The sequence below is a fragment of the Staphylococcus sp. HMSC068C09 genome, assembly GCF_001813735.1.
Classification (GTDB): Bacteria; Bacillota; Bacilli; order Staphylococcales; family Staphylococcaceae; genus Staphylococcus; species Staphylococcus hominis.
The window spans coordinates 25,207-36,946 of sequence record NZ_KV813709.1 but is presented as its reverse complement, the minus strand read 5'-3'; the positions used below and the strand labels follow the sequence as shown (position 1 = coordinate 36,946).

At 31.3% G+C, this 11,740-nt stretch carries 14 protein-coding genes; all 14 read left to right on the top strand.

What is annotated here, in order from left to right; all coding sequences use genetic code 11:
* The first annotated feature begins 156 nt into the window (after nucleotides 1-156).
* The 14 genes from HMPREF2930_RS00195 (at nucleotide 157) to veg (ending at nucleotide 11,681) form a co-directional block, all read left to right on the top strand.
* Nucleotides 157-1,494, top strand: coding sequence for an aminotransferase class V-fold PLP-dependent enzyme (locus HMPREF2930_RS00195; RefSeq protein ID WP_017176434.1), 1,338 nt, complete (start codon nucleotides 157-159; stop codon nucleotides 1,492-1,494).
* Between the two features lies 1 nt (nucleotide 1,495).
* Nucleotides 1,496-2,113 (top strand): dTMP kinase, encoded by a 618-nt coding sequence (tmk, locus tag HMPREF2930_RS00190; protein ID WP_017176433.1) that lies wholly within the window; start codon nucleotides 1,496-1,498, stop codon nucleotides 2,111-2,113.
* Nucleotides 2,114-2,140: 27 nt separating this feature from the next.
* A complete protein-coding gene (locus HMPREF2930_RS00185; RefSeq protein WP_002455851.1) occupies nucleotides 2,141-2,470 on the top strand; it encodes a cyclic-di-AMP receptor in 330 nt (109 codons plus the stop codon).
* A 177-nt stretch (nucleotides 2,471-2,647) separates the two neighbouring features.
* Nucleotides 2,648-3,574 (top strand): DNA polymerase III subunit delta' C-terminal domain-containing protein, encoded by a 927-nt coding sequence (locus tag HMPREF2930_RS00180; RefSeq protein ID WP_017176432.1) that lies wholly within the window; start codon nucleotides 2,648-2,650, stop codon nucleotides 3,572-3,574.
* Nucleotides 3,575-4,378 (top strand): PSP1 domain-containing protein, encoded by an 804-nt coding sequence (locus HMPREF2930_RS00175; protein ID WP_017176431.1) that lies wholly within the window; start codon nucleotides 3,575-3,577, stop codon nucleotides 4,376-4,378.
* 16 nt (nucleotides 4,379-4,394) lie between these two features.
* Nucleotides 4,395-4,787 (top strand): DNA replication initiation control protein YabA, encoded by a 393-nt coding sequence (gene yabA, locus HMPREF2930_RS00170; RefSeq protein WP_017176430.1) that lies wholly within the window; start codon nucleotides 4,395-4,397, stop codon nucleotides 4,785-4,787.
* 121 nt (nucleotides 4,788-4,908) lie between these two features.
* Nucleotides 4,909-5,634 carry a tRNA1(Val) (adenine(37)-N6)-methyltransferase gene (locus tag HMPREF2930_RS00165; RefSeq protein WP_019835400.1) on the top strand — a complete coding sequence of 242 codons (726 nt, stop codon included), beginning with the start codon at nucleotides 4,909-4,911 and terminating at the stop codon, nucleotides 5,632-5,634.
* The gene (locus tag HMPREF2930_RS00160; protein ID WP_017176428.1) at nucleotides 5,627-5,875 is read left to right on the top strand and encodes a GIY-YIG nuclease family protein; all 249 of its coding nucleotides are present in this window, start codon (nucleotides 5,627-5,629) and stop codon (nucleotides 5,873-5,875) included. The genes HMPREF2930_RS00165 and HMPREF2930_RS00160 overlap by 8 nt, the downstream gene beginning before the upstream one ends.
* 1 nt (nucleotide 5,876) lies before the next feature.
* Nucleotides 5,877-6,719 (top strand): 16S rRNA (cytidine(1402)-2'-O)-methyltransferase, encoded by an 843-nt coding sequence (rsmI, locus tag HMPREF2930_RS00155; RefSeq protein WP_017176427.1) that lies wholly within the window; start codon nucleotides 5,877-5,879, stop codon nucleotides 6,717-6,719.
* A gap of 238 nt (nucleotides 6,720-6,957) precedes the next feature.
* Nucleotides 6,958-8,934 (top strand): methionine--tRNA ligase, encoded by a 1,977-nt coding sequence (metG, locus tag HMPREF2930_RS00150; protein WP_017176426.1) that lies wholly within the window; start codon nucleotides 6,958-6,960, stop codon nucleotides 8,932-8,934.
* A gap of 23 nt (nucleotides 8,935-8,957) precedes the next feature.
* Nucleotides 8,958-9,728, top strand: a complete 771-nt coding sequence (locus HMPREF2930_RS00145; RefSeq protein WP_017176425.1) for a TatD family hydrolase — start codon at nucleotides 8,958-8,960, stop codon at nucleotides 9,726-9,728.
* A gap of 148 nt (nucleotides 9,729-9,876) precedes the next feature.
* A complete protein-coding gene (rnmV, locus tag HMPREF2930_RS00140; protein WP_029376829.1) occupies nucleotides 9,877-10,425 on the top strand; it encodes a ribonuclease M5 in 549 nt (182 codons plus the stop codon).
* Between the two features lie 2 nt (nucleotides 10,426-10,427).
* Nucleotides 10,428-11,318, top strand: a complete 891-nt coding sequence (gene rsmA / locus HMPREF2930_RS00135) for a 16S rRNA (adenine(1518)-N(6)/adenine(1519)-N(6))-dimethyltransferase RsmA (protein ID WP_017176423.1) — start codon at nucleotides 10,428-10,430, stop codon at nucleotides 11,316-11,318.
* A gap of 99 nt (nucleotides 11,319-11,417) precedes the next feature.
* Nucleotides 11,418-11,681, top strand: coding sequence for a biofilm formation stimulator Veg (gene veg / locus HMPREF2930_RS00130; RefSeq protein WP_002449940.1), 264 nt, complete (start codon nucleotides 11,418-11,420; stop codon nucleotides 11,679-11,681).
* Nucleotides 11,682-11,740 lie beyond the last annotated feature (59 nt).

Below are 11,740 nucleotides of genomic sequence, written 5' to 3'. Positions count from 1 at the left end.
GTGAGGTCTCTTTTTTTATGTCGAAATTTAGAAAAAGTGCTTGGAGCTAATGAATTGAGAAGAGATCAAACAACAGAAGTTGTAGCGTTTCTTTTATTTTTTTAAATTATCTATTAAAATAGGAGATATTTAAAGATATATGAGGAGAGGACTTAATTGAAATTACCTATCACTCAAAAACTTGATGATTTAATTCATCATCATGCTATCTCATTACATGTTCCAGGACATAAAAATATGACTATCGGTTATTTAGATGCATTATCTTTGAAAATGGATATGACTGAAATCACGGGTCTAGATGATTTACATCATCCAGAAGATACTATTTTAGAAAGTATGAATCGTGTGAATAAGCATCCTAATTATGATGCTTATTATTTAGTTAATGGTACAACTTCAGGCATTTTATCAGTTATACAAGCATTTACTCATATAAAAGGTCGTTATCTAATTAGCCGTAATGTACATAAATCAGTTTTTAATGCTTTAGATTTAACTCAACAGTCTGCAGATATTTTGCCTATGTACAGAAGTGATAAAAGTTACCAGTATTTAGCGCCTTTGATTGATACTAAAATGTTACGACATCAAAAACTCGCTGTCGTTACTTATCCAAATTATTATGGAGAATGCTTTGATATCAATCAGTGTGTTAAACAATTTCACGATTACAATATACCTGTTTTAATTGATGAGGCTCATGGTGCCCATTTTAATTTGAAACACTTTCCTAAATCAGCTTTAGAATCAGAAGCTGACTATGTTGTTCAATCGTATCACAAAACTTTGCCTACGCTTACTATGGGATCAGTATTATTTATTCATAAAAATGCACCTTTGAAAGATGAAGTTATTAAATATTTAGGTATTTTTCAAACTTCTAGTCCATCTTATTTAGTAATGTCGAGCATTGAACTAGCGCATCAATTTTATAATTCTTATGACAGTAGTCTCTTTTTCGAAAAAAGAAAACAATTTATTGAAACGTTAAGACAACAGCATTTTGAAGTTATTGAAGTCGAGGATCCATTAAAGCTTATTGTTCGAGCAAATGGGCATACGGGTTTTGAAGTACAACGTTATTTTGAAAAGAATCATATTTATATTGAATTAGCTGATGATTATCAAATACTCATTGTCTTACCATTGTGGCATTTTAATGATAGATATCCTTTCGAAACATTACTGCATAGAATAAAAACTATAAAATTACCTAAAAAAGCAAAAGAAAAGCTAGAGCCGGTTTTATTGCCGCTAGAAAAAAGTGTTTATGTATCAAAGTATATTAATCATGCATATTGGATAAATATTAATAAAGCACAAGATAAAGTATTAGCTCAACATATTGTGCCTTATCCTCCTGGAATTCCTGTGTTTTGGAAAGGAGAAAAAGTGACTAAAAATATGATAAAATTGATGCAATATTATCTTTCACATAGTGTACGTGTTGAAGGTATTAAAAACGATAAAATATTAGTTAAGGATGAATAATATGGCTGCATTTATAACGTTTGAAGGGCCTGAAGGTTCTGGGAAAACTACAGTGTTAAATCAGATTAATAAGTTGTTATCTGAAAATTATAATGTTATTTCTACTAGAGAACCAGGTGGAGTATCTACGGGGGAAGAAATACGTAATATCTTACTAGATGGTGAAAATATTGATATACGTACAGAAGCATTGTTATTTGCAGCATCTAGAAGAGAACATTTGGTTGAAAAAGTGATACCCGCTTTAAAAAATAATAAAGTAGTTTTATGTGATCGATATATTGACAGTTCTTTAGCATATCAAGGGCATGCACGGGGTATAGGTATAGAAGAAGTTAAAAAAATAAATGAATTTGCAATTAATGGACTTTATCCAGATTTAACAATTTATCTTGATATTGATGCTGAAGTGGGGAGAGAACGAATACTAAAAAATCAAAGAAGTCAGAATCGATTAGATAAAGAAACACTAACTTTTCATCAAAAAGTAATTGAGGGATATAAAACATTAATTAAAACTAATCCTGAGCGTTTTAAAGTAGTTGATGCTACACAAAACATCGAAAGTGTCGTAAGTGATACGTATGAGATCATTTTAAGTTACTTAAAAAACTTATGATATAATAATATGGAGAGGTGTATTAAAATGAAAATGATTATAGCGATCGTTCAAGATCAAGATAGTCAAGAACTTTCAGACCAACTCGTAAAAAACAATTTTAGAGCTACTAAACTAGCAACAACTGGTGGCTTCTTAAGAGCAGGAAATACAACATTCTTATGTGGTGTAGATGATGAACGTGTTGATGAAGCGTTAACCGTCATTGATAATACGTGTGGTAATAGAGATCAACTTGTTTCACCAATGACGCCAATGGGTGGTAGTGCAGACTCTTACATACCTTATCCTGTTGAAGTTGAAGTTGGAGGCGCTACAGTATTTGTAATGCCAGTAGAAAAATTCCACAGATTCTAAGCTTAATTTAACAATTAAATAAAGTTTTAAAAGATAATTTTCAAAGAGCCTGAAACATATTTTTTATGTTATCGGCTCTTTATCATATACATCATAATTAATTGCTAAATGATAAATGCGACTGAAAAATTTAATGATATAATTTTAAAATGAACTATGAATAGGGAGTATGCAAATATGGAGGAATTACAAAAATTAGCTAATGCGTTTCATTCGAATAAATTATCACATGCCTATTTATTTGAAGGTGATGATGCACAATCAATGAAACATGTAGCAATGGAATTTGCACAACTTATTCTTTGTAATGGAAATGAACAATGTGAGTTGAAATTGCGTAATTTTAATCATCCTGATTTTACATATATATCCTCTGAAGAATCTACTATAAAAAAAGAACAAATTGAACAACTTGTACGCCAAATGAACCAATTACCTATTGAAGGTACATATAAAGTTTATATCATAGAAGACTTTGAAAAGTTAACAGTTCAAGGTAAAAATAGTATCTTAAAATTTTTAGAGGAACCTCCAGAAAATACTATTGCAATTTTAATTTCTACTAAACCAGAACAAATATTAAATACGATTCACTCTAGATGTCAACATATGTATTTTAAACCGAGTGACAAATCGCATTTTATCGATAAACTTGTTGATAATGGTATGAATCGGGCTATTGCTGAAATGTTAAGTTCATATACGACACAAATTGAGGTAGCCAAAGACCTTAATGAAGAGTATGATTTAATTGAATTAAGAAAAGTAATCGTTCATTGGTGCGAATTATTATTAACAAATAAACCAATGGCCTTGATTGGTGTTATTGATGTGTTAAAAAATGCTAAAAATCGAAAACTACAACTTCTTACTTTGTCTGTTATCAATGCTTTTTTTGAAGATATGATGCATGCTAAAGTCGGAATTGAGAACAATTTCATTTTTACTGATCTTAAACCACTAATTAAGGAATACACAACACGATTAACACTTAATCAAATGATATTAATGTATGATCAAATTACAGAAGCACATAAAAAATTGATACAGAATGTGAATCCGATGCTCGTATTTGAACAAATCGTAATTAAAGGTGTGAGTTAAATGCCAAATGTAGTAGGTGTGCAATTTCAAAAAGCAGGTAAATTGGAATATTATGCGCCGAATGATTTAAAATTAGACAGTGAAGACTGGGTTGTAGTCGAATCTAAACGAGGCATTGAAATAGGTATAGTAAAGTTAGCTTCAAAATGTGTAAATGATGAAGATGTGACATTACCGTTAAAAGATATTCTACGTATTGCAACTGAAGAAGATATACAACAATACAATCAAAATGAAGAAGATGCAGAGCAAGCACTAATTTTATGTAAACAGTTAGTGAAAGATCAAGACTTAGATATGCGCTTAGTGAATTGTGAGTATACTTTAGATAAATCGAAAGTCATTTTTAATTTTACTGCTGATGATCGTATCGATTTTAGAAAGTTAGTGAAAGTATTAGCTCAAAATTTAAGAACACGTATTGAACTTAGACAAATTGGCGTTCGTGATGAAGCAAAACTACTAGGTGGAATTGGACCGTGTGGACGTTCATTATGTTGTTCAACATTTTTAGGAGATTTTCAACCGGTATCTATCAAAATGGCAAAAGATCAAAATTTATCATTAAATCCAACTAAAATTTCTGGTGCATGTGGACGTTTAATGTGTTGTCTTAAATATGAAAATGATTATTATGAGGAAGCTCGTGCACAATTACCAGATGTAGGCGATGAAATTCATACACCGGAAGGTACTGGACAAGTTGTAGGATTAAATATATTAGATATTTCGATGCAAGTGAAGATTGATGGTTTAGAGCAACCTTTAGAATATAAAATGGAGGAATTAGCTACATTTAATTAAGGAGAGTGTCTTTCTTTTGAATCGCAATGATTTATTCGAAAAAATTGTAAAATTAGAAAGTAACGTTAATGTATTAACTCAAGAGATGACTGAACTTAAATCTTTAGCTATTCAATTGATAGAAGAAAATGTAACGTTACAAGTAGAAAACGATAATTTAAAAGCGCTAATGGCTAAAAGTGAACAAGATGTTGAATCAACAAAAGTCAATAGTGAAAGTCAACATAATAAAAAATCAAATGAAAATGACTTTAAAAGTGCAATTAAAAATGTAAAAAAACCTTTACCAAGTAAAGACAATTTAGCTGTTTTGTATAGTGAAGGTTTTCATATTTGTAATGGCGAATTATTTGGTAAACATCGTTATGGTGAAGATTGTTTATTATGCATGAATGTTTTAAATAGTTAAATCCATAACAAAGAATGATAAATGGATGGTATAATTTTAATTTTTAGGAGAGATGAATTTCAACACAATAAAATTTCAGATTTTGTGTTGTGATACATCTCTTTTTTAGGAGATAACATATATGTTGAAGGAACAAGAAAGATTAGATGATTTAATTAAGGAGAACTTAAAAATCATTCAAAATGATGAGGTGTTTTCTTTTTCTACTGATGCACTTTTATTAGCACATTTTACTAAAGTACGAAAAAATGATAGCATTCTAGACTTGTGTGCCGGAAATGGTGTTATTGCTTTATTATTATCTGCAAAAAGTCATCAAAAAATAGAAAGTATTGAAATTCAAGAACAGTTGGCAGACATGGCTCAACGAAGCTTTAAATATAATCGATTAGAAGAGCGTTTATCTATGCATAATATGGATTTAAAAGATGTGTATCAAACGTTTAAACCCTCTCAGTTTACATTAATAACCTGTAACCCGCCTTACTTTAAACGTAATCAACTTCATCAACACCAAAAAGAAGCACATAAAATAGCACGACATGAAATTATGTGTAGTTTAGAAGATTGCATGTTTGCAGCACGGCATTTATTAAAACAGGGTGGACGTCTAGTTATGGTTCATCGTGCTGAACGACTTATGGATGTATTAACTGAAATGAGACAAGCTAATATCGAACCTAAACGTATTGTATTTATTTATAGTAAGCATGGTAAATCAGCAGTCACTATTGTTGTTGAAGGAAGAAAAAATGGTAATCAAGGTCTAGAGATTGCACCACCATTTTATATTTACAATGAAAATGGCGAATATAGTGAGCAAATGAAAGAGGTTTATTATGGGTAGTCACTTTGTATATATCGTACGTTGCAGTGATAACAGTTTATATACAGGGTATACGAATAATATTGAGGCACGTATAAATAAACACAATGCTGGGAAAGGTGCTAAATATACAAAAATAAGACGTCCGGTAGTGTTAGTATATCAAGAAATGTACGAGACAAAATCAGAAGCTTTACGTAGAGAATATGAAATTAAGACATTTACAAGACAAAGAAAACTAAAATTGATTGAGGAGGGATAATATGGCAACTTTATACTTAGTAGGGACACCGATAGGTAATTTAAGTGACATTACATTTCGAGCAATCGAAACGTTAAAACAGGTAGATATCATTGCGTGTGAAGATACGAGAGTAACTAAAAAGTTATGTAACCACTATGATATTACTACTCCATTAAAATCATATCATGAACATAATAAAGAGCAACAGACAGATTATTTAATTCAATTACTTAAAGAAGAAAATAATATTGCGCTTGTATCAGATGCAGGGTTGCCGTTAATTAGCGATCCAGGATATGAACTTGTTGTTGAAGCACATAAACATAACATTGCTGTAGAAACCATTCCAGGACCTAATGCAGGATTAACTGCACTAATGGCAAGTGGTTTACCTTCATTTACATATACTTTTTTAGGCTTCTTGCCACGAAAAGAAAAAGAAAAAGTGAATATTTTATCTCAACGAATGTATCAAGATAGTACTTTAATCATTTATGAGTCTCCATTTAGAGTGATTGATACACTAAAAGCGATTATTAAAGTAGATGCAAAAAGACGTGTAGCAGTAGGTCGTGAACTTACTAAAAAATTTGAACAAGTGGTTATGTTTGAAGTATCACAATTATTAGAAGCAATTGAAAATCAAGAGATTCCACAAAAGGGAGAATTTGTGATTTTAATTGAGGGGGCCAAAGCTCAAGAAACAAAGCAATGGTTTGAAGATGTAACGATTATAGATCATGTTAATCATTATATTGAGACTCAAAATTTAAAACCTAAGAAAGCGATAAAAGTAGTCGCAGAAGAACGACAGATGAAAACAAGTGAGATTTATGATATTTATCATAATATTAAATCGTAAAATTAATAAAAACTTGTATCATAGTGATAGAAAAATACCATAAAATATTAATTTATGGTAATGTTAATAAGATACGACAATGTATATTCTATATGGGTTATAATGAATAAGATAGATGTTTTATGATGATGTGTCGTCACAAACGTTATATTAAATATTCATTAGAAAATAATTAAAAATTTAGATAAAATTTAAAGTGAACTAGTCATTAAGACATGAACGAAAGGGAGGACTACTGATGGCGAAAGAAACATTTTATATTACAACCCCTATTTATTATCCTAGTGGTAATCTGCATATCGGTCACGCATATTCTACAGTTGCTGGTGATGTAATTGCACGATATAAACGTATGCAAGGATATGATGTTCGTTATCTTACAGGTACAGACGAACATGGTCAAAAAATCCAAGAAAAAGCGCAAAAAGCAGGAAAAACAGAATTAGAGTATTTAGATGAAATGATTGCTGGAATCAAACGTTTATGGGCTAAATTGGAAATCTCAAATGATGATTTTATTAGAACTACAGAAGAACGTCATAAACAAGTGGTAGAAAAAGTATTTGAACGTTTATTAAAACAAGGTGATATTTATCTTGGTGAATATGAGGGATGGTATTCTGTCCCTGATGAAACGTATTATACTGAATCTCAACTTGTAGACCCTGTTTACGAAAATGGTAAAATCGCAGGCGGTAAAAGTCCAGATTCTGGACATGAAGTTGAATTAGTTAAAGAAGAAAGTTATTTCTTTAATATTAATAAATATACAGATCGTTTATTAGAATTTTACGATGCTAATCCTGATTTTATTCAACCTCCATCTAGAAAAAATGAAATGATTAATAACTTTATTAAACCAGGATTAGAAGACTTAGCAGTTTCACGTACGTCATTTGATTGGGGGGTAAGAGTTCCATCTAACCCTAAACATGTAGTTTATGTATGGATTGATGCTTTAGTAAACTATATTTCTTCTCTTGGATATTTATCAGATGATGATTCATTATTCCAAAAATATTGGCCAGCAGATGTACATTTAATGGCAAAAGAAATCGTTCGTTTCCATTCTATTATTTGGCCTATCTTACTTATGGCTCTTGATTTACCTTTACCGAAAAAAGTATTCGCGCACGGATGGATTTTAATGAAAGATGGAAAAATGAGTAAATCTAAAGGTAATGTAGTAGATCCTAATGTTCTCATTGATCGTTATGGTTTAGATGCTACACGCTATTACTTAATGCGTGAATTACCATTCGGATCTGACGGCGTATTTACTCCGGAGGCATTTGTTGAACGTACTAATTTCGACTTAGCAAATGATTTAGGTAACTTAGTTAACCGTACGATTTCTATGATTAATAAATATTTCCAAGGAGAGCTCCCTGCATATCAAGGACCAAAACATGAATTGGATGAAGATATGGAAGCATTAGCACTTGAAACTGTGAAGAACTTCCATGACAATATGGAAAGTTTCCAATTCTCAGTAGCATTATCTACAGTTTGGAAGTTAATAAGTCGAACAAATAAATACATCGATGAAACCACTCCATGGGTTTTAGCTAAAGATGAAAGTCAAAAAGATATGTTAGGAAATGTAATGGCACACTTAGTTGAAAATATTCGTTTTGCAACTGTATTATTGCGCCCATTTTTAACACATGCGCCTAAAGAAATTTTCAAACAATTGAATATTAATAATTCAGATTTATACGAATTATCAAGTTTAGAGCATTATGGTGCATTACAAGAACCAATTATGGTTACTGAAAAACCTTCTCCAATCTTCCCAAGATTAGATTCAGAGGATGAAATTGCATTTATTAAAGAATCAATGCAACCACCTAAATCTAATGAAGATGATAAAGAAGAAGTACCAAGTAAATCGCAAATTGATATTAAAGATTTTGATAAAGTTGAAATTAAAGCTGCAACTGTTATTGATGCAGAAAATGTACCGAAATCAGATAAATTATTAAAAATACAAGTTGATTTAGGAGCAGAACAACGTCAGATTGTTTCAGGTATTGCGAAATTCTATCGTCCAGAAGATATTATTGGTAAAAAAGTGGCTGTTGTAACTAACCTAAAGCCAGCAAAATTAATGGGTCACAAATCTGAAGGTATGATATTATCAGCTGAAAAAGATAAAGTATTAACGTTAGTAAGCTTACCGAGTGCAATTCCAAATGGTGCAATTATAAAATAAATATAGCCGTTAGGAGAGATAAAATGTTAATAGATACACATGTTCATTTAAATGACGAACAATATGATGAAGATTTAAGTGAAGTGATATCTCGTGCAAGAGAAGCAGGCGTTGACCGTATGTTTGTCGTGGGATTTGATACTAAGACAATTGAACGTACTATGGAACTGATTGATGAATATGACTTTATTTATGGTATTATCGGTTGGCATCCTGTAGATGCAATAGATTTTACTGAAGAACGTTTAGAATGGATTGAATCATTAGCTCAGCATCCTAAAATTATCGGTATTGGAGAAATGGGATTAGATTATCATTGGGATAAATCTCCAGCTGATGTTCAAAAAGAAGTGTTTAGAAAGCAAATTGCTTTAGCTAAACGCGTTAAGTTACCTATTGTCATTCATAATCGTGAAGCAACTCAAGATTGTGTAGATATTTTAATGGAAGAACATGCAGAAGAAGTTGGAGGCATTATGCATAGTTTTAGTGCATCACCTGAAATTGCAGATGTCATTATTAATAAACTTAATTTCTATGTGTCATTAGGCGGACCAGTCACATTCAAAAATGCAAAACAACCTAAAGAGGTCGCTAAACATGTTCCAATGGATCGCTTATTAGTTGAAACAGATGCACCTTATTTATCTCCACATCCTTATAGAGGAAAACGTAATGAACCTGAACGTGTCACGCTTGTTGCACAACAAATTGCAGATTTACGTGATATGACATACGAAGAGGTATGTCGTCAAACTACAGAAAATGCAGAAAGATTATTTAACTTAAATTAATAATCCTCAGTATGAGAAAGATGTAAAACATCATCTATCGTAATGCTATCTAATAGTGAATGACGATAATATGTGCATCTTTCTCATTTTTTATAGTATAACCGTTATAATAGAAATGAGATTAAGTGAAAGGTAATGGTAAATGAATATGAGAATAAATGAATTTATCGTTGTCGAAGGCAGAGATGACACAGAACGAGTTAAAACAGCTGTGGAATGTGATACGATTGAAACAAATGGAAGTGCCATTAATAGAGAAACGTTAGCAGTGATTCAGAATGCTCAAGAAACAAGAGGCGTGATTGTATTAACTGATCCTGACTTTCCAGGTGATAGAATTAGAAATATTATTACTGAACACGTACCAGGAGTTAAACATGCCTATGTCGATCGTGAAAAAGCGAAAAATAAGCGTGGAAAAATTGGGATAGAACATACACATCCTGAAGATATAAAGAAAGCCTTAATGCATGTGAGTTCTCCTTTTGAAGAAGGAGAAGAGTCGATAGATAAAAGTGTATTAATTGATTTAGGTTTAATTATTGGTAAAGATGCGAGACGTAAGAGAGAAATACTTGGACGTAAATTGCATATTGGACATTCTAATGGCAAACAATTACTAAAAAAATTAAATGCTTTTGGTTATACTGAAGAAGACGTACGACGTGCATTATCAATGGATAAGGAGAATAAGTAAAGATGGATAGAAAAGATATAGCTACACCTTCTAGAACAAAAGAACTATTAAATCAATTTGACTTTAATTTTAAGAAAAGCTTAGGTCAAAATTTCTTAGTAGATGTTAATATTATTCATAAAATTATTGATGCAAGTCATATTGATAAGTCGACAGGCATAATTGAAGTGGGTCCTGGTATGGGATCATTAACAGAGCAACTCGCTAAAAGTGCTAAAAAAGTGTTGTCATTTGAAATCGATCAACGTTTAATTCCAGTTTTAAAAGAAACACTTCATCCCTACGACAATGTAACAATTATAAATGAAGATATATTAAAAGCTGATATAGCTGCATCTGTGAACACGTATTTAAATGATTGCGATAAAATTATGGTAGTAGCGAATTTACCTTACTATATTACGACTCCGATTTTACTTAATTTAATGCAACAAGATATTCCCATTGATGGTTATGTAGTGATGATGCAAAAAGAAGTTGGAGAGCGTTTAAATGCAGAAGTAGGTACAAAAGCATATGGTTCTTTATCTATTGTGACTCAATATTACACAGAAACGAGTAAAGTACTCACTGTCCCTAAATCAGTGTTTATGCCGCCACCAAATGTTGACTCGATTGTTGTAAAATTGATGCAAAGAGAGGAACCTCTTGTTTCAGTAGACGATGAACAAGCTTTCTTTAAACTTGCAAAAGCTGCTTTTGCTCAAAGACGTAAAACGATTAATAATAACTATCAGAATTTCTTTAAAGATGGTAAAAAATATAAATCACAAATTCATCAATGGTTAGAAAACGCAAATATTGATCCTAAACGTCGTGGAGAAACCCTTTCTATACAAGATTTTGCACGATTGTATGAAGAAAAGAAAAATTTCCCAGAATTAGAAAATTAAATTGTTGACAAAGTGTCGCTACCTTGATAAAATTTAAATTTTATTTGACATATTACTTCAAAATGTGATATTATGTAACCTGTAGCGAGGTGGAGCAATATGCCAAAATCAATTTTGGACATCAAAAATTCTATTGATTGTCATTTAGGAAATCGTATTGTACTTAAAGCCAACGGTGGTCGAAAAAAAACAATCGAACGTTGTGGAGTGTTAAAAGAGACATATCCTTCAGTATTTATTGTTGAATTAGATCAAGATAAGCATAATTTTGAAAGAGTGTCGTATACATATACGGATGTTCTTACAGAGAATGTACAAGTTTCATTTGAAGAGGATAATCATCAAGAAGTAGTTGCACACTAAATTCGAACATATAAATATAGAGTTGTTTAGTGTACTACAAACTCTATCATTAAAAACAT